Annotated in this window: 21 protein-coding genes; 8 read left to right on the top strand and 13 right to left on the bottom strand. The window is 68.6% G+C overall.

All coding sequences use genetic code 11. The annotated features are described in order from the left end of the window. Positions 1-37 precede the first annotated feature (37 nt). From DIE11_RS23105 to DIE11_RS23095, 3 genes are all read right to left on the bottom strand, one after another. On the bottom strand, positions 38-1180 hold the full coding sequence (locus tag DIE11_RS23105) for an FAD binding domain-containing protein (protein WP_124627305.1): 1143 nt from the start codon (positions 1178-1180) through the stop codon (positions 38-40). After that, entirely contained in the window at positions 1180-1401 is a 222-nt protein-coding gene (locus DIE11_RS23100; protein WP_124627303.1) for a hypothetical protein, read from the bottom strand. Before DIE11_RS23100 ends, DIE11_RS23105 begins: the two co-directional genes overlap by 1 nt. Positions 1402-1530: 129 nt before the next feature. Further along, positions 1531-2250, bottom strand: coding sequence for a TetR/AcrR family transcriptional regulator (locus DIE11_RS23095; protein ID WP_059606062.1), 720 nt, complete (start codon positions 2248-2250; stop codon positions 1531-1533). A gap of 366 nt (positions 2251-2616) precedes the next feature. Here DIE11_RS23095 and DIE11_RS23090 point away from each other — a divergent pair, with 366 nt between their 5' ends. From DIE11_RS23090 to DIE11_RS23080, 3 genes are read left to right on the top strand one after another with little or no spacing between them, the layout of a single operon-like run. Then, positions 2617-3348 (top strand): YoaK family protein, encoded by a 732-nt coding sequence (locus DIE11_RS23090; protein WP_059606064.1) that lies wholly within the window; start codon positions 2617-2619, stop codon positions 3346-3348. Between the two features lie 49 nt (positions 3349-3397). Next, a complete protein-coding gene (locus tag DIE11_RS23085; protein WP_124627301.1) occupies positions 3398-4339 on the top strand; it encodes a glyoxalase in 942 nt (313 codons plus the stop codon). Between the two features lie 26 nt (positions 4340-4365). Next, entirely contained in the window at positions 4366-5808 is a 1443-nt protein-coding gene (locus DIE11_RS23080; protein WP_124627299.1) for an alginate export family protein, read from the top strand. An 18-nt stretch (positions 5809-5826) separates the two neighbouring features. On the opposite strand, the gene DIE11_RS23075 is transcribed toward DIE11_RS23080, so the two are convergent. Then, on the bottom strand, positions 5827-6732 hold the full coding sequence (locus DIE11_RS23075; RefSeq protein ID WP_059606070.1) for a LysR family transcriptional regulator: 906 nt from the start codon (positions 6730-6732) through the stop codon (positions 5827-5829). Between the two features lie 141 nt (positions 6733-6873). Here DIE11_RS23075 and DIE11_RS23070 point away from each other — a divergent pair, with 141 nt between their 5' ends. Then, a complete protein-coding gene (locus DIE11_RS23070) occupies positions 6874-7524 on the top strand; it encodes a DsbA family oxidoreductase (RefSeq protein WP_124627297.1) in 651 nt (216 codons plus the stop codon). Positions 7525-7723: 199 nt separating this feature from the next. Further along, a complete protein-coding gene (locus tag DIE11_RS23065; RefSeq protein ID WP_124627344.1) occupies positions 7724-8665 on the top strand; it encodes an MBL fold metallo-hydrolase in 942 nt (313 codons plus the stop codon). A 39-nt stretch (positions 8666-8704) separates the two neighbouring features. Here the strand turns inward: DIE11_RS23065 and DIE11_RS23060 are convergent, their stop codons facing one another. Next, positions 8705-9613: an AraC family transcriptional regulator gene (locus DIE11_RS23060; protein ID WP_124627294.1), complete on the bottom strand. Its 909-nt coding sequence runs from the start codon at positions 9611-9613 to the stop codon at positions 8705-8707. A 398-nt stretch (positions 9614-10011) separates the two neighbouring features. On the opposite strand from DIE11_RS23060, the gene DIE11_RS23050 reads away from it, so the two are divergent. The 3 genes from DIE11_RS23050 to DIE11_RS23040 all read left to right on the top strand — a co-directional run bounded on the left by DIE11_RS23050 (position 10012) and on the right by DIE11_RS23040 (position 15731). Next, positions 10012-12909 (top strand): winged helix-turn-helix domain-containing protein, encoded by a 2898-nt coding sequence (locus DIE11_RS23050; protein WP_124627290.1) that lies wholly within the window; start codon positions 10012-10014, stop codon positions 12907-12909. A 164-nt stretch (positions 12910-13073) separates the two neighbouring features. Continuing rightward, on the top strand, positions 13074-14963 hold the full coding sequence (locus DIE11_RS23045; RefSeq protein WP_124627288.1) for an amidohydrolase: 1890 nt from the start codon (positions 13074-13076) through the stop codon (positions 14961-14963). A 96-nt stretch (positions 14964-15059) separates the two neighbouring features. Beyond that, entirely contained in the window at positions 15060-15731 is a 672-nt protein-coding gene (locus DIE11_RS23040) for a phosphohydrolase (RefSeq protein ID WP_124627286.1), read from the top strand. An 86-nt stretch (positions 15732-15817) separates the two neighbouring features. On the opposite strand, the gene DIE11_RS23035 is transcribed toward DIE11_RS23040, so the two are convergent. From DIE11_RS23035 to DIE11_RS23000, 8 genes are all read right to left on the bottom strand, one after another. After that, positions 15818-16930 (bottom strand): alkene reductase, encoded by a 1113-nt coding sequence (locus DIE11_RS23035; RefSeq protein WP_124627284.1) that lies wholly within the window; start codon positions 16928-16930, stop codon positions 15818-15820. Positions 16931-17083: 153 nt separating this feature from the next. Further along, positions 17084-18301 carry an MFS transporter gene (locus tag DIE11_RS23030; protein ID WP_059606102.1) on the bottom strand — a complete coding sequence of 406 codons (1218 nt, stop codon included), beginning with the start codon at positions 18299-18301 and terminating at the stop codon, positions 17084-17086. A 184-nt stretch (positions 18302-18485) separates the two neighbouring features. Next, on the bottom strand, positions 18486-18668 hold the full coding sequence (locus tag DIE11_RS23025; protein ID WP_124627282.1) for a hypothetical protein: 183 nt from the start codon (positions 18666-18668) through the stop codon (positions 18486-18488). Between the two features lie 176 nt (positions 18669-18844). Next, the gene (locus tag DIE11_RS23020; RefSeq protein WP_059606109.1) at positions 18845-19762 is read right to left on the bottom strand and encodes a LysR family transcriptional regulator; all 918 of its coding nucleotides are present in this window, start codon (positions 19760-19762) and stop codon (positions 18845-18847) included. Positions 19763-19838: 76 nt separating this feature from the next. Beyond that, entirely contained in the window at positions 19839-22100 is a 2262-nt protein-coding gene (locus tag DIE11_RS23015; protein ID WP_124627280.1) for a molybdopterin cofactor-binding domain-containing protein, read from the bottom strand. Next, positions 22100-22600, bottom strand: coding sequence for a (2Fe-2S)-binding protein (locus tag DIE11_RS23010; RefSeq protein ID WP_059606119.1), 501 nt, complete (start codon positions 22598-22600; stop codon positions 22100-22102). Before DIE11_RS23010 ends, DIE11_RS23015 begins: the two co-directional genes overlap by 1 nt. Next, positions 22597-23877, bottom strand: a complete 1281-nt coding sequence (locus tag DIE11_RS23005) for a cytochrome c (protein ID WP_124627278.1) — start codon at positions 23875-23877, stop codon at positions 22597-22599. The genes DIE11_RS23010 and DIE11_RS23005 overlap by 4 nt, the downstream gene beginning before the upstream one ends. Before the next feature lie 415 nt (positions 23878-24292). After that, positions 24293-25417, bottom strand: coding sequence for an FAD-dependent monooxygenase (locus tag DIE11_RS23000; protein WP_124627276.1), 1125 nt, complete (start codon positions 25415-25417; stop codon positions 24293-24295). Positions 25418-25564 lie beyond the last annotated feature (147 nt).

Here is a 25564-nt window from a genome sequence, read left to right as displayed (position 1 = left end):
CATGGCACGCGGCATCTCGACACCGGCCTGCCGCCGGTCACTTCCGTCCCATGATCCGCGTGCCGAGTGAGATGCCGAGTTCGGACAGCGAAGCGTTGTTCGCGAGCTGGGCGGCCTCCCAGCGCGACAGCGCGGCGTCGAATGTGCTTGCGTGCATGCCGCCGCGCAGCGCTTCGGCGAGACCAACCGCGTTCTCCGCCGCCTTAGCGACACCGGCGGCCGTATGCGGTCGCACGAGGCAGGCCGCGTCGCCGAGCAGCACCGCGCGGCCGAACGCCATGCGCTCGACCGCGAGATCGAGGATCGCCTGCGCGAACGGCGCCTGGGTCGCCTCGACGAGCGCGGCGAGCGTTGGCGCGAGCAACCGGCGGCCGGTGTCCACGAGTTCGAGCCGGTTGTCGTCGCGCATTGCGCCGGGCGGCAGCGAGCCGTCGCGCTGCGTGCCGTCCTGCGCGAGAAACAGCGACGGCACGCGATCCTGCTCGAGCCGCCGGTACCAGACCCAGTTCACGCGCCGCTTGCCCGGCTCGATCGCACCGTCGCGTCCGGGCACGAGGTAGGTCAGGAACAGATGCGCGTTGCCTTGCTGGAACGTGAACCGATCGCGCAGCACCTGCAGCACCGAGTCGGGAAGCGTGTGCTCGTCGACGAGCCCGCGCCATGCGACGTAGCCCGCATACGCGGGCCGCGCGTCGGGCAGCAGCTGGGCGCGCACGGCCGAGCGGCCGCCGTCCGCGCCGACCAGCAGGTCGGCATGCTCGACGCGCCCGTCCGCGAAATGCGCGATCACGCGCGCGCCATCCTGTTCGAACCGCTCGAACGATACGCCAGCGTGCACGACGCCGGCGGGCAGCGCGCGCTTCAGCGCGGTGTAGATCACGTTCCACGCGGTCTGCGTTTGCGGCATGTAAAGGCGCTGCACGATCCGGTCGTGCTCGTCGAGATAGATCCGGTCGACCGAATAGACGCCCGCATCGCGCGGCACCGGCACGCCGCCGAATGCGAACGCGCGCTCGATCGGCGGCTGCAGCACGATGCCGCCGCCGCGGCTGTCGAGGTCGTTGGGCGACTGTTCGAATACCTTGACGCGCCATCCGGCCGCGCGCAGCGCGGTCGCCGTGAACAGCCCGCCCACCGATCCGCCGATGACGATCGCCGAAGGGCCCGCAACGTCGCTCATCATTCCGCTCCCGCGATGATTCGTCGCGCGCGCCGACTCGTCCGTTCCCAATGCTTCAGGAAATCGACCGGCAACGCGTTCACGCGCTCCGGCTGTTCTTCGCGCGCCATCTTGCGCTTGTCGTGGCCGGCGGCCGGCCCGCTGCCGGCGTCGATGTAGTGCTGGCGCCGATCGTTCGCGGTGACGGTGCGATGCGTGATCGAAGACGTGTCGGTGGTCATGTGACGGTCCCAGTGCGGTTCGGTCCGCGGGCGCCCGGACGCGGGCGCAAATGCCTTTCGAGGATAGGCGAAGCGACCGGCACACCGGATGAATTGTTCTGAATTCGTCGGGCGGCGCGCGGGGCCGCGCTACACGCGGCGGCGTCGCCGAGCGGCCGCGCCGGACGCGAGCTGCTTGAGCGTAGCGGGTGTGCCGTGGAGAAACGCGTCGACCAGGCGTTCGATTTCGGTGTCGAGATCGTCGGGCACCGGCAACCCGTACACCCACTTGCGAACGCCGAAATAGAAGATGCTCGCGTGCAGGCTCCAGACGAGCTCGATTTCCGCGTTGCGCTGGGCCTCCGTCGCCGGCGTGGCGATGTCGTATTCGTGGCGCAGTTCGCGCAGCACCGGCAGGAACACGCGTTCGCGCAGCCGCGACAGATAGCGCGTGTTGAAGCCCTCGCGGCTGAGCCCCGCGAAGATGAAGGTGCGGATCCATTCGCGCCGCAGGATGGTTTGCGCGTACGCGCGGTAGAACGCGACCAGCCGCTCCTGCAGCGGGACCGTGCGATCCGCGATCATTTTTTCCCAGTCCGGGTTCCACGTGTAGACCTCGTCGTACACGCGATCGATCAGCGCTTCCTTGCTCGGAAAGTACCGGTACAGCAGCGGCTGGGTGACGCCGATCTGCCGCGCCAGCTCGCGCGTGCTGCCGGAAAAGCCGTGCGTCGCGAAGTGCTCGATCGCCTTCTCGACGATTTGCCGTTCGCGCGCTTCCGGCGCGAGGCGCCGGCCCGGCGTGACGGCGTTGCCGTCGGCATCCGTCCCGCGCTCGCGGGCTGGCGTGCTGCGTTTTCTTTCGGTCATGCATCGGCTCCTGATCGCGTGCGCTCTTAAGCTATCGATCGAAAAATAACACGATCGGACCGCGAGGGCCGCTCGGGGCGTGCCTGCCGACGCGATGCGCGAACCGTTGCGCACGTGCCGCGCGTCGCGTCGACCGCGCCGTCCGTCCGGGCGTCCGGGCAGCCAATTCAGGAAAATTCAGGCCCATCGCCATGACATTAAGACGCGCCTTAACTAGTCTTGCTTCCGAACAGCCGTTTGGACCGGACGCCAGTCGGCACCGCCGGGCCGTTCGGCACAACCGGAGCGGAACATGCGTGATCTGATCTCGCCGGACGCAGGCATCGCGTGCGCCGGCGCAACCGTCGCCATCCAGGAGGCCGCGGCATGCCGACGCAGCCGGTAACCGCGGCCGCGGCACCCGATCACGTGCGTGGCGAGGACGTCTTTCTTGCGTCGATCGCCGGCTACGTCGACACGCTCGGCTTCGTCGCGCTGTTCGGCCTGTTTACCGCGCACGTTACCGGCAACTTCATCCTGATCGGCTCGGGGCTGGCCGGCGTCGGGCAAGGGCTCGCGATCAAATGGCTCGCGTTTCCGGCCTTCATCGCCGGTATCGTCGGCGCGCGCGTGCTCGATCACCGGATGCGTTCGCTGGGCCACGGCCCGCGCGCGCGTTCGCTCTATGCGCTTCAGGCCGTGCTGCTGGCCGGGTTCATGCTGGCCGGCGTGATGGCGTCGCCGATCGCCGACGCCGATGCGCCGCGCACGATCCTGTGCGGTCTGCTCGGCGCCGCGGCAATGGGTGTCCAGAATGCGCACGGCCGGCTGACGGCACGCTCGGTCGTCGCCAACACGGTGATGACCGGCAACGTCACGCAGGCGGTGATCGATGCGTTCGACTGGCTCGTGCCGCTTGCCGCGCCGGCGGAACGCGACGCCGCGCGCGCGCGACTGCGGCGCACGCTGCCGCCGGTCGCGGCCTTCGCGCTCGGTGCGGGCGCGGGGGCCGCGGCGTACGTATTCGCCGCCTTCTGGGCGCTGGCGCTGCCGCTCGCGACCTTGTGCTTCCTCGCCTACCGATCCGGCCGGCCCGACGACGGGCCGGCATCACGCTGAATCCGCGCGCGACGCACGGCAGCGCTTACCACTTTCAAGGAGAATTTCGATGATTGCACTGAAGTTGCGACAGGTATTGCGGATGACGGCCGCGTCGACGGCCGTGCTCGGCGCATTGCTGGCGACCGCGCCGGCCCATGCGGACGAGACGCGTCTGCTCGAGACCTCGTCCGCGAAGGTGCCGGCCGTCTCGGTCGGCCCGCAATACGACACGACGCACGTGTGCGTCGCGCCGGAAGACTTCGACCGCTTCACCGACAGCTTCGTCGCCACGTTCGGCGGCAAGAAGTCGCAGCAGGGCGTATTCCAGGTCACGCCGACGCCGAGCCAGACGATGTCGCAGCTCGTGTTCACGCCATCCGGCACGATCTCGGTGTTCGGCTTCAAGACGCCGATCCCATACCCGTTCTGCGAGGAGCGCACCGGCTACCTCGTCACCGATATGGACGTCGCGATGAAGTCGGCGCGCGCGCATGGCGCGGACGTGGTCGTCGACACGTTCCCCGATCCGATCGGCCGCGACGCGATCATTCGCTGGCCGGGCGGCGTGAACATGCAGCTGTACTGGCACACCCAGGCGCCGCACTACGATCCGCTGCAGACCGTGCCGGAAAACCGCGTGTACGTGTCGCCGGAAAGCGCGAGCAAGCTGGTGCACGACTTCGTCGCGTTCTCGCGCGGCAAGGTCGTGTCCGACGTGCGCAAGGCGCCGGGCATCGAGATCGGCCGGCCGAACGACGCGTACCGCCGCATCCGCATCGAGTCGGGCTTCGGCAAGATGACCGTGCTCGCCACCGACGGCCATCTGCCTTATCCGTTCGGGCGCGAGATGACCGGCTACGAAGTGGCGGACCTTGCCGCCACGCTGGAGAAGGCCAAGGCCGCCGGCGTGACCGTTCTGGTACCGACCTTCACGTCGGACGGGCGCGATGCGGCGCTCGTGCAGTTCCCGGGCGGCTATGTCGCCGAGATTCACGCGCGGTCGAAGTGATGGACCGGCGGTCGATGAGGCGGTCGATGAAGCGGGCGTGGCGGGGCGCGTTGCCGGCCGCCATGCTGGTGGGCGGCGTCGCGACGCACGCCGGGACGGCCGCTGGCGCCGAGGAAACCGCGGCGCCGGCATCGACCGCCGCCGCGACGTGCACCGCGACGCGTCCTGTGGTGCTGTTCAACCGCTGGCAGGAAGACTGGTCGGTGCTCGCGAATCCATGCGTGCCGCGCAAGCCGCTCGACGGGCTGAAGTACATCCCGCTCGGCGCCGACCCGTCGACCTACCTGTCGCTCGGCGCGAACCTGCGCGAGCGCTTCGAGCTGAACAACGCGCCGCTGTTCGGGCTCGGCGCCGCCCACGACGACAACTACGTGATCCAGCGCGCGACGGTGCACGCGGATCTGCGCTATGCCGGACATTTCCAGGCGTTCGTCCAGTTCGTCGATGCGCGGCCGTTCGGCAAGGATACGGTCGGCCCGGTCGACAAGGATCAGCTCGACATCGAGCAGGCGTTCGTCGCGTATGTCGACCAGTTGGGCGGTGGCACGTTCAAGGCGCGCATCGGCCGGCAGGAGATGGCGTTCGACTTGCAACGGTTCGTGTCGGTGCGCGACGGCCCGAACGTGCGCCAGGCGTTCGATGCGCTGTGGGCCGATTACGAAATCGGCAAGTGGCGGCTGATCGGCTATGCGACGCGTCCTGTGCAGTATCGCAACGATGCGGTATTCGACGACGTGTCGAACCGGCACCTCAGATTCGACGGCGTGCGCGTCGAGCGCAACGATGTGGGGCCCGGTGACCTGTCGGGCTACTGGTCGCGCTATACGCGCGACAACGCGCGCTATCTGGGCGGGGCCGGCACCGAGCGGCGCGACGTGTTCGACATGCGCTACGCGGGCAAGTCTTCCGGGTTCGACTGGGACGCCGAGGCGATGCTGCAGACCGGGCACATCGGGCAGGACACGATCGGTGCATGGGCGTTCGGCGCGCTGGGCGGCTACACGTTCGCGAAGACGCCGGGCACGCCGCGCATCGGCATCCAGGTCGACGGCGCGTCGGGCGACAAGCATCCCGGTGACGGACGCATGGGCACCTTCAACCCGCTGTTCCCGAACGGCTCTTACTTCACGCTCGCCGGCTATACGGGCTACACCAACCTGATTCACGTGAAGCCGTCGCTGACGTTCAAGCCGGCCGGCAACGTGACAGTGCTGACCGCGGTCGGTTTCCAGTGGCGCGAGACGACGGCCGACGCGATCTACGGGCAAGGGATGCAGGCCGTGCCCGGCACGGCCGGCAAGGGCGGCGCGTGGACGGGCATGTACGCGCAGGCCCGCGTGGACTGGCTCGTCAATGCGAACACGGCGCTGGCGGTCGAGGCGGTGCACTTCCAGCTCGCCGATTCGATTCGCGCGCTGGGCGCGCGCAATGCCGACTATGTCGGCGTGGAGGCGAAGTTCGGCTGGTGACGCGGCGTGCCGCGCGGCTCAGTGCTGCGCGCCGGCGAGCGTCTCGACGAAATCGATGAACGCCGTGACGCGCTTCGAGCCGCGCTGATTCGGCAGGTACAGCGCGGTGACGACCGAGCGCGCCGCATCGGGCATGACGTCGTACTGTTCGAAGAGCCTGCGCAAGCGGCCCGACTGGACGTCGGCATCGACCAGCCAGTCGGGCAGCAGTGCGATGCCGGCGCCGTCGAGCACGGCATCGCGCAACACTTCGCTGTGGTTCGATTTCAGGCGCCCGGTGACGAGCACTTTCGTCGTGCCGTGCGCATCCGCAAACGTCCACGCCTGCTGGTCGCCGCCGAAATGAAAGCGCAGGCAGCCGTGATCGACCAGCTCGCCCGGCGCCGATGGCGTGCCGTGTGCATCGAGGTAGTCGTGGCTCGCGACGACATAGCGCTGGAACGTGCCGAGCTGTCGCGCGACGACCTCCGCGGACGGGGCCGCTTCGCCGAGCCGGATCGCGACGTCGATCCGCCCGGTGACGAGATCGACGCGTTCGTCGGTGAGCTGCAGGTCGAGATCGAGCTTCGGATAGCGCGCGAGGAAGGCCGCGACGTGCGGCGCGATGCGGCGCATGCCGTACGCGACCGGCACCGACACGCGCAGCGGCCCGGACGGCTCGTCGCCGCGATCGGCGACCAGTGCGTCGGCTTCCGCGAGTTCCTCGAGCAGCCGCTTCGCGCGTGCGTAGTACACGGAGCCGGCATCGGACAGCGTGACCTGTCGCGTCGTGCGGTTCAGCAGCACGGTGCCGAGCGACGCCTCGAGCGCATCCACCGCGCGCACCACCGACGAGGCCGCGAGTTCGAGACGTCGGCCCGCGCTCGAGAAGCCGCCGGCTTCCGCTACTTCCACGAACGCGCGCAGCGCGGAGAACTTGTCCATGTCGTCGCCCTTGTAACTTCGTGACTTCGTGCCTTTGTGCCTTTGTGCGTATCGCAACGATGCGTTGCGTGCCGTTCGCATTCTATCGCCGGCCCGCAAGCGCTATCTTCAGGACTGGCAATGTACAGGAAGGAGCGTGCGATGAAACCCCTCGAAGTAACGGTGACCTACGATCTCATCTGCCCGTGGTGCTGGATCGCGGAGCACAGGCTCGCGGAAGCGATCGACGAAGCAGGCCTGGCCGGCAACGTGAGCGTCCGGTTCGTGCCGTTCGAACTGAACCCGACGATGCCGGCCGGCGGCATCGACCGCAAGGCGTACCGGAGCGCGAAGTTCGGCAGCTGGGCGCGCTCGCAGGCACTCGACGCGCATGTGGCCGAAGCCGGCCGCGCGGCGGGCCTCGTGTTCGATCATGCGCGGATCGCGCGCACGCCGAACACGCGGCTTGCACACCGGCTCGTCTGGTTCGCCCAGCAACGCGGCAGCGCCATCGCGCTCGTCGATGCGCTGTTCGCCGCGTATTTCCGCGACGGCCGCGATATCGGCGACGCGGACGTGCTGGTCGAGATTGCGACGGGCGCCGGTTTGCCGGGCGACACGGTGCGTGCGTTCCTCGCGTCCGGCGAAGGGCTCGACGCGGTGGTCGCGCTCGAAGCGGAGGCGGTGCGTGAAGGCGTCGCTTCGGTGCCGTCGACGCGCATCGGCCTGTCGGTCGTCAGTGGCGCGCAGCCGGCTGCCGTCTTTCGCGATGCATTGATTGACGCGCAGCGCGCGCTCGACCAGATCGCCTGAATCTTGGCCGGCGCCGCCGAGGCACGGCTTTCAGAACGATTCATGTCCCGCTCAGGATTATTGCGAACCGGGCCGGTAAGCTCGGTGTCGTGCGCACGTCGCCGGCCGGGCCGGCAAGCCGGCGCGCAATGTCGCAACGTCGATATGCAACCGGGAAACGGACATGAAGAACCTGAATTGGCGCACGCGCGCGGGCGGGATGCTGCTCGTCGCGTGGTGCTTCGGCATCCTCGCATCGGTCGCGTTCGCCGCAGAGCCGGGCGGCGGCGACCAGGCCCCCGGCTTCTATCGGCAGAAGCTCGGCGATCTGCAGATCGTCGCGCTGTCTGACGGCACGCATCCGTTTCCGATCGATACGGTCTTCCGCGATGTGTCGAAGGCCGAAATCCGGCGCGATCTTGATCGCGCGTTTCTCGAACCGCCGGTACAGGGGTCGATCAATGCGTTCCTGGTCGATACGGGAACGAAGCGGATTCTCGTCGATACCGGCGCCGGCGTGCTGTACGGTGACTGCTGCGGCAAGCTGCTCGCCAACTTGCGTGCGGCAGGCTATGCGCCCGAGCAGATCGACGAAGTGTTGCTCACGCACCTGCACAAGGATCACGTCGGCGGCATCGTGTCGAACGGCAGGATGACCTTTTCGAATGCGGTCGTCCGCGTGAACGAGGTCGAGGCGAATTACTGGCTCGATCCGGACAACAAGGCACAGGCGCCGGCGTTCCTCGCGTCGTTTTTCGATGCGGCGGCCGCGTCGGTCGCGCCGTACGTCGCGGCCGGGCGCTTCAAGACGTTTCGCGGCGAAGCGACGCTCGCCCCGGGCATTCGCGCGGTGCCGATGCCCGGTCATACGCCGGGCCATACGGCCTATCTGATCGAGAGCGGTAACGCCGGGCTGCTCGCGTGGGGCGACATCGTGCACGTCGCGGCGATCCAGTTGCAGGATCCGGACGCGACCGTCCAGTACGACAGCGATGCCGACACGGCGCGCCGCACCCGGCGCGATACGCTGAAGCGCGTCGCGGACAAGCGTTATCTGGTCGGTGCCGCGCACATCGCGTTTCCCGGGCTCGGGCATTTGCGCAGGGACGGGGAGCAGTATGACTGGGTGCCGGTCAACTACGACACGACACCGGTTCGGTGACGCGAAGGCGCGCGGCAGCAGTGGCCGCGCGTGACGGAATCAGCGCGACAGTTCGCGCCGCCATGCGCCGGGCGGATGGCCGACGATCCGCGCGAACACGCGATTCAGGTGGCTCTGGTCCGAGAAGCCGCAGGCGACCGCGATTTCCGCGAGCGTCATGTCGGTCGTCTCGATCAGTTGCCGGGCGCGGATCACGCGCTGTTCGAGCAGCCATTGATGCGGTGTGCGTCCCGTCGTTCGCGAGAACGCACGGATGAAATAGCCGCGCGACAGGTCGCATTCGCTCGCGACTTCCTCGATCGACACGCCGAGATCCGCCTTTTCCATCAGCAGTTCCTTGGCGAGCGCGGCTTTGGCCGGCGACAGTACGCCCTTGCGCTGCAGGTCGCGCGCGCGCGTATTGCCGTAGCGGCATGCCAGATGCGTGCCGATCGCGAGGCCCATCTGCTCGACGAACAGCGTATTCAGCGCGCCGGGCGCGTCGAGGCTGTCGGCGACGGCGTGCGCGAGATGGCCCAGCACCGCGTCCTGCACGTCGGGCGCGCAGGTCAGCCCGCCGATTTCCGTGCCGTCGTGCTCGCGGCCGAGGCGGTCGAGGTAGCTGTGCGACAGCTCGACGAGCACGAAGTCGAACTTGCCGTACAGGTCGGCGCGGAAATTCCGGGAAAAGTCGCGAATGTAGATCGAGTTGTGCTGAAACCGCCGCTCGGATTTGCCGGCCCCGCCGTAGATCGTGCGCCGGTGCCCGCCATTGAGCGACACGCCGATCAGGAAACCGCGATCGCTGGCCGCCATCTCGATGCGCTCGAATTGCTCGTCGCGCATGCATTTGCGATGGAGCTTCAGGCCGCCGACCGACCTTTCAATATCCTTGGACAGCAGGCTCGACAGACATCCGAGCGTGTCTTTCGGCGGCGCCGCGGGTGGCGCGACGAGGGGGACTTGCATGGCGGAACAATCCTTCGGTTGGGTACGGCGCGAGGGCATTTTTACGCGCAGTTTATACGGTGCGTCCGGCAGCCCCCAAGATAACTTGAATAAATGTCCGCTGGCTGACGAAATGCTTGCCGCGAACCGATCCGTGCCGCGCCGGCCCGGCAGGCGCGCGAAGGCGCTATTCCGGTCGATGTTGCCCCATTTGTATTTGCGCGACGCGGGTTCGGGGGCGTGCCCATGCGGAGGTCGCCAGTGCATTTTCCTTCAAGATTTTTATTTATACGGCGTTTACACTCGGCCCACTTTTTGAGATATCGCACCCGGCCCGTAGGGCTGGCCGGGTGCGCACTCCCGCCCCGGTGAACTGCCGTGTTCACATGGCGGTCATCGTGGGGAACCTGGAGGCGGCCATGATCCAGATCGGGACGTTGTCGGTGGATTTCGAGCAGCGAGACATTCGCTGCCACGGCGCGTCGTTGCGTATCGGCGCACGCGCGCTTGACATACTGGAAGTACTGCATCGCGCCAACGGTTCCGTCGTGTCGAAGGACGACATCATGGATGCCGTCTGGCCCGGCCTGATCGTCGAGGAGAACCGGCTGCAGGTCCATGTCGCGACGTTGCGCAAGGCGCTGGGCGCGAACCGCGACCTGATCAAGACGGTGCCGGGCCGCGGTTACCTGCTGATCGCGAATCCCGCCGTCGCACACGAGGCGCCGCCGCGCGCGACCGCGTTGCCGCAGGACGCCGTCGTCGCTGCCCGTCCGGTTCCGCTGGTCGGACGTCAGGCCGAGATCGAGCAGATCGTCGCCATGATCGAACGCGCGCCGGTCGTCACGCTGGTCGGTGCGGGCGGCATCGGCAAGACGAGCCTGGCCGACCGGGTCGCGCACGAACTGCGCAGCCGGTCCGGCGAGCGCGTCCTGTTCGTGGCGCTGGCGAGTGCCGCGACGCGCGACGACGTGCTGCTCGCGATTGCCGCGGAACTGGGACTCGAGACGGACGGCTTGCCGGGCATCGACCGGATCGGCGATGCGTTCGCCGCGTCGCCAGGCCTGCTTGTGCTCGACAACGCGGAGCACGTCGTCGATCTGGTTGCCGACCTCGTCGATACGCTGACGTCGCGCGCCACATCGCTGCGTGTGCTCGTGACGAGTCGCGAACCGCTTCATATCTCGGTCGAAGCCGTGTTTCGCGTGAGTCCGCTGGCGGTGCCGGACGGCGGTGCATCCGTTGACGAGATCGAGCGCTATTCGGCCGTCGAGCTGTTCCTGGCGCGGATCCGTGCCGCCACGCCCGATTGCGCGGTCGATCCGGCCGGCATCCGGCTGATCGGCGACATCTGCCGGCGTCTCGACGGGCTGCCGCTTGCCATCGAGCTGGCTGCCGCGCGCGTCGCGACGCTCGGGCTCGAGATCGTCGCGTCCCGTCTCGACGACAGGCTGAATCTGCTGACGGGCGGGCTGCGCTCGGCGCTGCCGCGCCACCAGACGTTGCGGGCGACGTTCGACTGGAGCTATGTGCTGCTGGATGCGGCCACGCGGTCGCTGTTTCGCCGGATGGCGTGCTTCATCGGCCCGTTTACGTTCGATGCCGCCCGCGAGGTTGCGATGGAGCCTGGCATGTCGGCCGCCGAGATGATCGCGGTGCTCGGCGAACTGGTCGCGAAGTCGCTGGTGACCGTCGAGTTCGACGGCACGCAAGCGCGCTACCGGTTGACGGAATCGACGCGCGCGTATGCGCTCGAAAAGCTGCACAACGAGGGCGAATTCGACGCCATCGCCGAGCGCCATGCGCGGTACGAGCGCGAGCAGGCGGAAGCACGGATGCAGACGCAGGCACAAGCCGCGGACCTCGCGAGCCTGCGTCCGGCCGCCGGTGCGCCGGCACCACGCGAGCCTGCGGCGGCCGAGCCGCAGGCGCTGGAGCTGGAGGCGGACGCGTTGGCGCTCGCGTTGCTGGCGCCGGCGCGGATGCGCGAATGTTCGATACCGGCGCGGCGAGCGCTCGACGCGATCGAGGCCGGGGGGGCCGCGTCCGTCGACGCGGCGCGCGAGATGCGCTTGCTCGCGGCCTATGCGGCGGCGCTGCTGCATACCGATGGCGATACGCATACGGCCGCCGCGATGTGGGACCGGACGCTCGCGCTCGCGGGCCGGATCGGCGACGAGGCATTCGACGCGCGTGCGCTGGTCGGGCTGTGGAACACGATGCTGACGCGCTCCGACATCCACGAATCGTTGCGCTACGCGACGCGCTTCGAGCGCGCCGCCGAGCGGCGGGGCGACCGGTCGCAGCGGCTGCTGGCGAACGCGATGGTCGCGACCTCGCTGCATTACTTCGGCGAACACGCGCAGGCGCGCGAGCGGCTGGAGGCGGCGACGGACGAACTGGCCGAGGCCGGCGAACCGTCGTGCGTGGAGGCAGCGCTGGGGATCGACGTCGCGACGCTCGGCCGGACGATGCTGACGCGGCTCGTGTGGATGCAGGGTGATCCGGAATATGCGATGCGACTGGCGGCGCAGGCGGTCGAATGCGCGCGCCGCGCCGGGGCGGGGCTGGCGTTGTGCGTCGTGCTCGGCGCCGCGGCCGTGCCGATTGCATTGCACTATGGCGATCACGACGTGATTTCCGACTATCTCGGCACGCTGCGATCGACCGCCGAGGCGAACGGATTCGACATCTGGCTCAGTCACGCGGAATGTCTGGCCGGGCAGTTCGACATGCAGACCGGGCACCCCGGTGCCGGTCTCGCGCGGCTCGAGCCTGCGCTGCGGCGCATCGAAACGAGCGGATTCCGGCGCGCGCTCGCACCGCTGACCGTCGCGTACGCGGAAGGACTGACGCGCACCGGCCGCGCGGCCGAGGCATGCACGAAGCTCGACGCGACGCTCGCGCGCTGCCGCGCGCACGGCGAGCATCTGTTCGTGCCCGAACTGTTGCGCGCCCGAGGGCTCGCGATGCTCGAACAGGCCCGCACGGCCGATGCGGACCTCGCGATCGCCTGCGAAGCCGACGGGCACCGTCATCTGCTGATGGGGATCCATACCGCGAACGGGCAAGGGGCAGCCATGTGGGCGCTGCGCGGCATGCTGGATCTCGCCGATCACCTGATCGAGCGTGGGCGTACCGCGCAGGCTTCGTCGCTGGTGGCCAATCTGCCAGGGCATTTCGATCCGCAATCGCGCGCGTTCGATGTTCGCCGGCTGGCACGCGTGCAGAACTTCGTTCGCCCGGAGACGACGCCGTCGACGGCCCGTACGCGCATGCGGCACGAGGCGGCGGATGCGATGCAGCAGGTGGCGTAACGGCGCGCCGGGCCCGTGCAAGACGCCGCCGCGCCATCGCGCCGCGGCCTGCCGGTCCGATCGTTCAATGTTCAAGGGGGAGTGGATGGTCCGTGTATCGTCAGTCCGGGTGCCTGCCGCGTGCGGCCGTATGCCGGCTTTGGGCGCAAGCAGGAGGCAGGACGGTGCTTAAGGCGACGGAACCCGCGGAATCGGCGGACCTCATCGTATACAACGGCAAGATCGCGACGCAGGACGACCGGCAGTCGTTCGTGACCGCGCTCGCGGTGAAGGACGGCCGGATCCTCGCGGCCGGCAGCGGGCCCGACGTAATGCGCCACGCGCGCGCCGACACGCTTCGCATCGACCTGAACGGCCGCACCGTGATCCCGGGGCTGAACGATTCGCACCTGCACGTGATTCGCGGCGGCCTGAATTTCAACCTGGAACTGCGCTGGGACGGCGTGCCGACGCTGGCCGATGCGCTCGCCATGCTGCGCCGCCAGGTGCTGCGCACGCCTGCGCCGCAGTGGGTGCGCGTCGTCGGCGGCTGGACCGAATTCCAGTTCGCGGAAAAGCGCGGGCCGACGGTGGCCGAGCTCAACGCGATCGCGCCCGACACGCCGGTCTTCATCATGCACCTGGGCGACAGCGCGCTCCTGAACGCGGCCGCGCTGCGCGCGATCGGCTATGGCCGCGACACGTCCGATCCGCCCGGCGGCGAAATCCAGCGCGATCGTCTCGGCAGGCCGACCGGCATGCTGATCGCGCGACCGGACATGGCCGTCCTGCACACCGCGCTCGAGAAGGGCCCGAAGCTCGGTCACGACGACCAGATGAATTCGATGCGGCACTTCATGCGCGAACTGAACCGCCTCGGCGTGACGAGCGCGATCGACGCCGGCGGTGATTTCCAGGCCTTTCCGGACGACTACGGCGCGATCCTGGCGCTCGCGAATCGCGGCGAACTGACGGTGCGCATCGCATACAGCCTGTTCGTGCAGCATCCCGGACGCGAACTCGACGACTACGCGCGCTGGGTGACGCTGGCGAAGCCCGGCGACGGCGACGCGTTCCTGCGGATGAACGGCGCGGGCGAACTGCTGGTGTACTCCGCGGCCGACTTCGGGAATTTTCTCGAACCGCGCCCCGATCTGCCCGACGTGCTCGAGGCCGAACTGGCCTCGGTGGTGCGGCTGCTGGTGCGGCATCGCTGGCCGTTCCGGCTGCACGCGACCTACGACGAATCGATCGGCCGCTTCCTGAACGTGCTCGAAGCCGTGAACCGCGACATGCCGTTCGACGGGCTGCGCTGGTTCTTCGATCACTGCGAGACGATTTCGGATGCGAACATCGCGCGCATCGCCGCGCTCGGCGGCGGCGTGACGGTCCAGCACCGGATGGCGTTCCAGGGCGAGTACTTCATTGCGCGCTACGGCGCGGAAGCGGCCACCCGCACGCCGCCGATCCGCGCGATGCTGGCGGCCGGGCTGCCGGTCGGCGCGGGCACCGATGCGACGCGCATCGCGAGCTACAACCCGTTCGTGTCGCTGTACTGGATGGTGTCCGGGCGCACCGTCGGCGGCACGGCGCTCTATCCCGAACGCAACCGGCTCAGCCGGATGGAAGCGCTGCGCCGCTACACGGTCGGCAGTGCATGGTTCTCGAACGAGGACGATCGCAAGGGCGCGTTGGTGCCCGGCCAGTATGCGGATTTCGCGGTGCTGACGGACGACTACTTCACGATCGACGAACCGCGGATCAAGTCGCTGTCGTCGGTGCTGACGGTCGTCGACGGCAAGGTCGTGCATGCGGACGACGAGTTCGCGCCGCTCGCGCCGCCGCCGCTGCCGGTCAGCCCCGCGTGGTCGCCGGTGGCCGAATTCGGCGGCGCCGGCGGAATCGGCCAACGTCGTCCGGCCGCGTCGGCGCAGCCGCGCGCGGCGGCCGGCGACGGCCCGGACGCCGGTTTCGCGCGCGGTCGCGGGCGTCGTTTCGCCCAGCGCCTTCATGTGGCAGCGATGGAGGCTGTCGAGCAGTGCGAAGCATTCGGTCAACCCGGTCTCGCGTTTTAGGATGGCGTCGGTCAACGGGCAGGCCGGCTACCGTGGCACGTGTCGCGCGATGAATGGATGATTATTCGCCCCCGGCGCGGGGCAGAAGGAGACGAGATGAGTTCTGCGCACACCTGCGCACGGGCCGGTGACGAAGTCGCCGGCGTCCGCATTCCCCGGACGCCGATGGCGATCGACGCCGCCGAAGCGGCATGCGCGTCGCTACCGCAGGTGATCACCGATCACGCTTGCCGGGTGTTCGTCCTCGCGTCGCTGGCTGCGCGCCGGGCAGGCGAGACACTCGATGCGGATGCGCTGTACGTGGCCGCGATGTACGCGAACATGGGACTGAGCACCGCGTATGGCCGCTCGACCGAGCGCTACGAGCTCGACAGCGCCGATGCCGCGCAGGCGTTCCTGCTGCGCCATCAGACGTCGCAGCGCATGCGCGACGACGTGTGGCGCGCGATCGCACTGCATACGACGCCCGGCGTGGCCGCGCGCATGTCGCCGCTCGCGCGTGCGCTGGCGTCCGCCGTAGCGACCGACCTGATGGCAACCGACTTCGACGCGTATTCGGCCGACGAGCGGCGGGCGTTGCTCGCCGCGTATCCGCGCGGCGACGGGTTCGGCGACGCGTTTCTCGACGCGATCGCACGCGGGGTCGCGCACCGGCCGGCGACGACGTTCGGCACGTGGAGCGCGGATGTGCTCGAGCGCGCCGATCCGGATTTTCACCGGCCGAATTTCTGCGGACGCGTGCTGGGCGCGCGCTGGAAAGACGCCTGAAGGGTTTGTTCCGGACGATCCGGCCGGTTTCGTCGGCCGTCGGGGCCGCCCGGCGATTGTCGCGCCGGGTGGCCGCCGGTGCGGGCTCAGGCGTTCCGGCCCGCCACGTCGTGACGCGCGTAGTCGACGTATCCCGCGCGGTCGCCGCCATACCAGCCGACCGTCTTCGGCGCGGCGAGCGGCGCATTCGCCGCGAGGCGTTCGACCAGATCGGGGTTCGCGATATACGCGCGCGCGAACGCGACGAGATCGGCGTCGCCCGCTTCGATCAGCGCATTCGCGGCATCCGGCGCGATGCCGCCGTTGACGATCAGCGTGCCGCCGAAGTGCTTGCGCGTGTTCTCGACGATGCGCGGCAGGTCGGGCTCCCCGCTCCAGCCGTTGGTGTCGGCCGCGTGCAGATAGGCGACGCCGGCTTCGTCGAGCATGCGGCCGACGTATGCGTACGTCGCATCCGGATCGGCGTCGCGCACGTTGTTGTACTTCGCGTACGGCGAGATGCGCACGCCCACGCGGGCGAGCGGCATCACGCCGCCGACCGCGTCGACGATTTCCTCGAGGAAGCGCGCGCGGTTCGCGACCGACCCGCCGTAACGGTCGTCGCGGCGGTTCAGCGTCGACGACAGGAACTGGTGCGGCAGGTAGCCGTTGGCTGCGTGGATCTCGACGCCGTCGAAGCCGGCTGCCATCGCGCGGACGGCTGCCTGGCGGAATTCGCCGACCGTCGCGGCGACTTCGTCCGTCGTCATCGCGCGCGACGGCGTCGCGTGAATCTTCGTGTAATAGCCGTTCTGCAATTGCGCCCACACCTGCAACTGCTCGAGATCGTCGTTGACGCCGGACGGCGACAGCGGCGCGTCGCCGCCGAGCAGCGTCAGCGAACTGACCCGGCCGCCGTGCCACAGCTGCGCGAAGATGCGGCCGCCGTTCGCATGGACCGCGTCCGTGATCTGCTTCCAGCCGGCCGCCTGCTCGTCGGTGACGAGCCCCGGCGTCAGTTCGAACGCCGCGGAGGCCGGGCTGACGTTGGTCGCTTCGGTCACGATCAGGCCGGCGGACGCGCGCTGTGCGTAGTATTCGGCCATGAGTCCGGTCGGCTGGCCGCGCGACGGCGCGCGCGAGCGCGTCATCGGCCCCATCACGACACGATTGGGAAGCGGCAGGCCGTGCAGATCGTAGTGGCTGAGCAGGGAAGACATGATGGATTCCTTTTGCGTGGAGCAGGGCGGCGGCGCGTATCGTCCGACGGGCCCTGCGGAACGTTCGGTTGGGATGCCGGTGACGTGCCGGCAGCGTTCCGGCGCGCGAACGGCCCGGGCGGGATTCGCGCGTGAACCGGTGCCGGCGCTGGTTCAGGCTTGTGCGTGGCGTTCGGCGTGCGGACGCCCGATCACGAGGTAGTGAGCAAGCGCAATGATCGGGAACGCGCCGGCGACGGCGGCGACGAGCGGCCAGCCGCCATGCTCGTACAGCGGGCTCGCGAGCGCGGAGCCGACCGCGCCGCCGACGAAGATGCTCGTCATGTACAGCGCGTTCAGGCGGTTGCGGCTCGCCGCATGCAGCGCGTAGATCTCGCGCTGGCCGAGCACCATGTTCATCTGCACTGCGAAATCGAGCACGATGCCCGTGACGACGAGGCCATACAGGCCGGCGCCGTGGATCAGCGCAACCGCGTACGACAGCGTGCCGGCGACCAGCGCGATCAGCGTCGCCCGCACGGTATGGCCGGCATCCGCGAGGCGGCCCGCGACCGGCGCCGACGTCGCGCCGATCGCACCGACGAGCGCGAACAGGCCGATGGCCGATTGCGACAGCCCGTAGTGACGCGTCAGCTCGACGGGCACGGCGGTCCAGAACAGGCTGAACGACGCGAACATCAGACCCTGGTAGAACGCGCGATGGCGCAGCACCGGCATCGTGCGGACCAGATGCAGCAGCGAGCCGATCAGTTCGAAGTAGGTCGCGCGATGATCGGGCTGGCGCGACGGGATCGTCAGCGCGAGCACGGCCGTCACGAGCGTCATCAGCACGGCGGCGGCCGCGAACACGAAGCGCCAGCCGAACGCGTCGGCCACCACGCTCGACAGCGGGCGCGCGAGCAGGATGCCGAGCAGCAGCCCGCTCATGATCGTGCCGACCACCCGGCCGCGCGAATGATCCGGCGCGAGGTGCGCGGCGAGCGGCACCAGGATCTGGACGGCAACCGAGCTGAAGCCGACCAGCAGCGAAATCGCGAGGAACAGCCCGGGCGTCTGGACGACCGCGGCCGCCGCGAGGCTCGCGATCGACACGACGGCCGTGACGATCATCAGCTTGCGGTTTTCGAGCAGGTCGCCGAGCGGCACGATGAAGAACAGGCCGAGCGCGTAGCCGATCTGCGTCAGCGACACGATGAGGCTCGCGGTTTCGCCGGACATGTGCAGGCTCGGCGCGATGAGTTCGGTGATCGGTTGCGCGTAATACAGGTTCGCGACGATCGCGCCGCAACTGAACGCGAACAGCAGGATGAGGCTCTGCGTGAGCTTGGCCGCGTGCCCGTGGGCCGCAACCGGGGTGGATTCTGCTGACATGGTCGACTCCTTGAAAAGAGATGTCGGGTGCCCGTTCATCGGGCGGGCGTTACGATTGCCGTCGCGGCGAAGCGGAAGCAGCCGCATTGCCGTCAAGATTATTGATCGATCGATAACAAGGGAATACGTCCGGGACGCAATCGAGCATTGCGCGGCACGCAAAGGGGGCGGACCGTGGGCGGGTTCATGCGTGGGCGGCGAGGCCGAGATCGGTCGCTAACCGCACGCCGGCGTCGGCGAGACCGCCGCCGGGGTCGGGCAACGGCCGGTCGCGGCACTCGTGGACGACGGCATCGTGGCCGATGCCATTCAGCGTGACGGCGGCGGCCAGGCCGGCGATGGAACCGCCGGCGATCGCGATCTTCATGATGCGCCTCTCGAAACGGGCCTCCGGCGCGGATGTCGCGGATCGCGAAGCCCGATGAGAGCAGTCTGGATCGACCGGACTGAATAGTCCTAAACCGCGTCTTAATTCACTTGATTCATGCGGTGCGCGCGGCGGCGCGGACGATCGGTTTCAACGGCGGGTTTCGACTACCGGCTTCAACCGCGCTTGCCCTGCAGCGTCGGAATCTGCGCGAACAGCCCCGCGAGCCAGTCGACGAAGACCTTGAGCTTGACGGGCGTATGCCGATTGGGCGGATACAGGATCGAGATCGGCCGGGGCGGCGTGTTGAAATCGGTCAGCACCTCGCGCAGGCGGCCCGATTGCAGATACGGCTCGACCAGGTAGAGCGAGGTCTTGATCAGGCCGATGCCCGCGACGCCGGCCGCGATGTAGGTGTCGGCGTCGTTGACCGCGACCGTGCCGCACATCTGGATGATTCGCGTTTCGCCGTCGACGACGTAGTCCCAGGACCGCGGGCGGCCCGTATCGGCCGAGATGTGGCTGACCGCGACGTGCTGCGCGAGATCGTCCACCGTCTCGGGTGCGCCGCATCGTTCGAGATACGCGGGGGCCGCGCACGTGCAGGTCGTCAGGCTGCCGATTCGTTTCGCAACCAACCCCGAATCGTCGAGCGCGCCGATCCGCACGACGCAATCGACACCCTCGCCGACGAGATCGATCTGGCGATCGGTCACGCCGAGCTCGATCGAGATGCCCGGATGGGCGGCGAGAAACTCGGGCAGGGCGGGCACCATGATCTGCTTGGCCATGGCCGGCGGCAGGTTCACTTTCAGCCGGCCGCGCGGCACGTTGCGCGCCTGCGAGACGGCCGCTTCCATGTCGTCGATCTCGCGCAGCACGCCGACGCAGCGTTCGTAATAGGCCTGCCCGTCCTCGGTCAGCGAAATCCGGCGCGTCGTGCGGTTCAGCAACCGGCAGCCGAGATGCTGTTCGAGCGTGCTCAGCAGCGCGGACACGCGCGGCGTCGTGAGTCCGGTCGTGTCCGACGCGCGCGTGAAGCTGCCCGTCTCGACGATGCGCGTAAACACGCGCATCGAAAGCAAGGTATCCATCGTTCAGAAATCTCCAGCCTGTTTGTTGCCCGCGCCGGTTCGTGCCGGCGCGATTTGTTGTGGTCGTGTGATGCCGCTACGCGTCGATGCGTTTCCTGAGCCCTTCACCGGCAAACGGCATTTCGCGCAGGCGCTGGCCGGTCGCGTCGAAGATCGCGTTGGCGAGCGCGCCCGCGGTCGGCCCCATCGACGCCTCGGCCGCGCCGAGGAACGGTGCGCCCGGACGATTGATCAGATGCACCTTGATGCTTTGCGGTGCGGCGCCGAAGCGGAGAATCGGATAGCTGCTCCAGTCGAAGCTGCGCACGCGTTGCGTATCGTATTTCAATGCCTCGTACAGCGTCCAGCTCGCGGACTGGATGATGCCACCCTCGATCTGGTTGCGAATGCCGTCGGGCGATACGATCTGGCCGGCGTCGACGGCCGCTTCCGCACGTTCGAGCGTCACCTGGCCGGTTTCCGGAACGACCGAGACCTCGACCGCGATCGCGACGTAGGCCATCAGGTTCTTGTATTTGCCGAACGCAAAGCCGACGCCGCGATTGCGTGCACGCGGCGGCCGCGGCCAGCCGAATTTGGTGGCGGCGAGCTGGATCACCTGACTCGCGCGGTGATCCTGCATGTGGCGCAGCCTGAATTCGACCGGATCGACGCCGGCGGCGTGCGCCAGCTCGTCCATGAAGCTTTCGATCGCCCAGACGTTCGTGTGCGCGCCGAGCGAGCGCATCGCCGACGTCTGCAGCGGCATCGTCGGCGAGAAGTTGTTGACGATGTGCATGTTCGGCAGCGCGTACAGCGGGATCGCGTTGCGATCGCCGCCGCCCTCGGGCTGCAGCATCGGCGTCGACGGCGCGGAGACGAACGGCGGCTCGAGCATCCGCGCGGGCAGCAGCCGGCCCGCATTGACGATGCGCTCGTTGTGCGAGCTGCTCCACAGCGCGTAGTTCCAGTCGACGATGCGACCGCTCGCGTCGAGCGACGCGCTGAGCTCGGTGACCATCGCCGGCGTGAAGTGGTCCCACGTATGTTCCTGCTCGCGCATCCACTGGACGCGAATCGGCTTGCCGGGCATCGCGGCCGCGATCAGCGCCGCATGCGCGGCCGCGTCGTCCGCACCGTTGTGTCCGTAGCAGCCGGAGCCCTCGGTGTGGATGCAGCGCACGTTCGCCTTCGGCATCGACAGCATCTCGGCGAGCGCGTCGCGCAGCGGATACACGCCCTGCGAGTGCGTCCACACGGTCAGCGTGCCGTTCTCGAGATGCGCGACCGAACAGGACGGCCCGATCGAGCCGTGCAGCAGGTAGTTCTTCAAAAACGTGGCGGAGAGCGTCTTCGTCGCCGGCGCGGCTTGCGCATGCGTGTTGGCGATCTCGATGCGCTGTGTCGCGATCCGCTTCAGGTCCGCGTGGACCGTCGCGGGATCGGGCAGCGCCCGGCCGGGCGACCAGCGGCAGCCGGCGGACAGCGCGCGCTGCGCGACGACCGCCTGCCATTCGCCCTGCGCGACGACCGCGAGCATGCTGCCGTTGCGCACGATCCGCACGACACCGGGCATCTTCAGGATCGCGGCTTCGTCGAACGACAGCAGTGTCGCGTCGTACACCGGCGGCATCACGACACGTGCATGCAGCATGCCGGGCAAGTCCATGTCCTGCACGTAGCTGACGCCGCCCGTGACCTTGTTCGGAATGTCCACACGCGGCAGCGACGTGCCGATCACGGCGAACGTGGCCGGCGGTTTCAGCGGCGACGTCGGCGTGGCGTTGCGGTGCAGGTCGACGGTACGCACCGCGTCGGCGTAGCGCATCGTGCGGCCGTCCGGCGCCTTGATGACGGCATCGGCGACGGTCAGCGCGCGCGGATCGACGCCGAACTGCTTCGCGGCGCCGTCGACCAGCAGCCCGCGCACCTGCGCGGCGGCGTTCAGCAACGCGGAGCCGCTGTCCGCCATCGTGTGGCTACCGGCCGTCAGGCCTTCGTCGGGCGACGCGCCGGTGTCGGCGGTCAGGAACGTGATCAGCGAGGGCTTCATGTTCAGCTCCTCGGCGGCCACCTGCAGCAATGCGGTGCGCACGCCGGTGCCGAGCTCGACCTTGCCGGTAAACACGGTGACCTTGCCGTCGGGCGCGATCTTGATCCACGCGTCCAGCAGCGGGTTGGTCTTCAGGCTGCCGGCCAGCGTTTCGGTGGCCTTGGCGACGTGGACGGCGGCGCCTTCGTCCGCGATCACGACCTCGGCGAGCGCGCGCGCGGCCGGCGCGAGGGTGAACGCGACGAAGAGCGCACCGGAAACCATGAAGTGCCGGCGGCCTTCGTCGATGTCGTCGGGTGCGTTCATCAGATTTCCTTATTGATCATGACGGGCGCGGCAGACGGTTCCGGCTCCGGCAGCCCGGCGACCTGGCGCACGGCCGCCAGGATCCGCATGTGGGTGCCGCAACGGCACAGGTTCGGTTCCATGTGCGTGCGCAGCTCGCGTTCGGTCGGCTTCGGGTTGCGTTCGAGCAGCGCCTGCGCGCGCATGATCATGCCCGCGATGCAATAACCGCACTGCGCCGCCTGATGATCGATGAACGCCTGCTGAAGCTTGCCCGGATGCTCGGCGGTGCCGAGGCTTTCGATGGTCCTGACGCGGCGCTCGCCGATCGCGGCGACCGGGATCAGGCACGAGAACATCGGCTTGTCGTCGACGATCACGGTGCACGCGCCGCATTGCCCGAGGCCGCAGCCGAACTTCGCGCCGTGCAGGTGCAGGTCGTTGCGCAGCGCGTAAAGCAGCGGCGTGGACGGATCGATGTCGAGCGTGTGCCGCACGCCATTCACGGTGAGGGTGATCATTGCGTGCGGTCCTCCTTTCTGAGCTTCGCGGCGAGGGTATCGATGCCGCTCCACGCGGGGCGATCGGAGTACGTCTCGCGGATGTATGCGGCGAGGTCCGCGATCTGCGCGTCGTCGTACTGGTCGAGGTAGGACGGCATGTAGTTCAGCGTGTCCTCGCCATGCCAGCCGATCCCGTTGAACATCATCTGGATCGCGTTGCGCGGCGTGTCGGCAGCGATCGCCGTGCTGAACGCGAGCGTCGGCCGCTCGCCGATCGACTGCATCGGCGATGCCGGCCCGTGGCACTGCGCGCACGACGCCTGGAACAACACCGCGCCGCGCTGGCCGGCAGGTGTCGTCGCATGGCGTTCGGCGACGGTCGTCGCGGGCCGTGCGGCGGCCGGCTTCTGGATCGACAGGATATAGGCCGCGATGGCCTCGACATCCTCGACCGGCACCGTCGCGAGATCGCGCGTGACGGGCAGCATCGGCCCGGCGGCCGCGCCATGCTCGCTCGCGCGGCCGGTGCGCAGGTACGTGACCAGTTGCGCTTGCGTCCACGGGTGGACCGCGTTGCCGAGCGTATTGAGCGGCGGGGCTTCCCAGCCGTCGACGATGCCGCCGTCGAACGCCTTGCCTGCTTCCTCGCCGCCGATCGCATTGAGCGGCGAATGGCACGACGCGCAGTGTCCGAGGCCGTCGACGAGCAGCTTGCCGCGATTCCATTGCGCGGATTGCGACGGGTCCGGCTGGTACGCGCCTTCGCGCAGGAACAGGATGTTCCAGAACGCGACCAGCGGCCGGAAGTTGAGCGGGAAGATCAGGTCGTTCGCCGGCGTCTTCGCTTGAACCGGTTCGCGTGTCATCAGGTACGCGTATGCGGCCGCGATGTCCTGGTCGGACATCCGCGTGAAGTGAATGTACGGAAAGGCCGGGTAGAGCGGATGGCCGTCGCGGGCGATGCCGCTGCGCAGCGCGCGCGCGAAGGCGGCCTGCGACCAGCGGCCGATGCCCGTGTCGGCATCCGGCGTGATGTTGGTCGCGTAGATCGTGCCGAACGGCGTCGCGAGCGGCAGCCCGCCGGCGAACGGCTTGCCGTCCTTCGCGGTGTGGCAGACGATGCAGTCGCCCAGCGCGACCACGCGTGCGCCGGCCTTGATCAGTTGCAGATCGAACGACGCGCGGGCCGGCGGATCGATCGGCGCGATCGACGGCCGATACATGATGCCGATCGCGGCCGCCAGGCCGATGATCGCGACGCCTGCCGCGCCGATCCAGAGTCGTTTGTGCTTCATGCGCGCTCCACGCGAACCGGTTCATCCGGCGTCGTTCGACAGGCGGGGCAATGGACGGCGCGTCGGCCGTGTGCGTTCTCGTGACGATTGCACGCGGTACCGCAGATCCGGTTGCCGAGACGGACGGGCCCACGTGTGCGGCCCGGCGTGCGCGCGCTCGCGACGTGCGTTCCGGTCGGCGCCGCCGGCTGGCGGTGCGGCATCGCCGATCGATTCGGCCATGTCGGGCCTGCTCGGCGGCAGCGATTCGCGGCGGAGATCATGTCGTTACTCCAGGGATGGGGGCTGCGCACGGGCCGTGGCCGGCGCGCTCGTTGGTGGAGGCAGTCTACGCGGGCGCCGACGCCATTTCCTGAAGCTGCGCTGAAACGTTCTGAACGGGCGCACGAACCGTTCCGGCGCTTGCGTTCATGCGTCAGCGCGGCGTGCCGAGACCGAACGCCGCGGCAAGTTGCGGACCCTTGTCGAGCAGCGACGTCACTTCCTCGCGCCGCCGCGTCGACCATTGCGCGAGGCGCGCGATGACGTCGGTCGCGTCCGCCGGCAGCGCTTCGGCGAGCGACACGGCATCGCTCGCCGCCTTCGACGTGCCGGACGCCTTATGGGGGCGCACGGTACAGGCCGCGTCGCCGATCAGCGCGACGCGGCCGTCGACGAAGCCGGGGCTCAATGCGTCGAAAATCGCCTGGTTGAATGGCGCGCGCGTCGCGAGTACCAGTTGCGACAGGGAAGCAGGCAGCCGTTCGCTGGCGAGTTGCCGCAGCGTCGCGACGGTGTCGTCGGCAAGCTGCCCCGGATGCACGGACGCGTGATGAACGTTGCCGTTCCGATCGGTCAGGTGGCGGCGCAGCGCGTCGGGATCGGCTTCGTTGCGATACCACAGCCAGTTGAAGCGGCGCGCGCCCGGCGCGAGCGAGCCGTCGAGCGCGGGAATCAGGAACGCCATGAACAGCTCGCCCGGCGCCTTGTGCAGCGTCATGTTCTCGATCAGCGACTCGATCGCGGCGGCGTCGAAATCGGCTTCGTCGACGATGCCGCGCCACGCGAGGTAACCGGCAAACGATGGCGTATAACCGGGGAAGATGCGCGCGCGCAGGTTCGAACCGGAACCGTCGGCGGCAATCAGCACATCCGCGCGGATGCGTTCGTCGTCCACGTGCACGTCGACGCCGTCCGCGTCCTGGTCGAAACCGGTGACCGTGCGGCCGTAGTGGATGCGCCCGCGTGGCAGCGTCTCGCACAGCGAGCGATAGACGGCGTCCCACGACGAGAACGGCAGCATCTCAGGTTCGTCGCGCGTGACGATGCCGTCGCGATCGATCCAGCGCCGCCGATGCGTCGGCACGCTGATCATCTGGCGGCAATGGCGTCCATGCTGTTCGAGAAACGACATCATGCGTCGCAGCACTGCCACGCCGCCGCCCTGGCCGCGCAGCGGCGTGCGCGAACGCTCGCAGACCGTGACGTCGTGCCCGATGCAATCGAGCGTCAGCGCGGCCGCGAGGCCTGCGATCGAACCGCTTGCAATGACTATCTTCATCGTGCGTGACTCCCGTGTTCGAAACGCGGTGTGCGTTGCAGGCCGGCTGTCGTGATGCGTGGCGTCGCACGCCGGTGCTCGCGGTTCGCCGGATGATGCCATGTCCGGCAACGGGCTGCGCCGAGCGTGCAGGCGTCGTCCGACGCC

The sequence above is a fragment of the Burkholderia sp. Bp9012 genome, from assembly GCF_003853825.1.
Taxonomy (GTDB): Bacteria; Pseudomonadota; Gammaproteobacteria; order Burkholderiales; family Burkholderiaceae; genus Burkholderia; species Burkholderia diffusa.
This window is presented reverse-complemented; position numbering and strand designations above follow the sequence as displayed.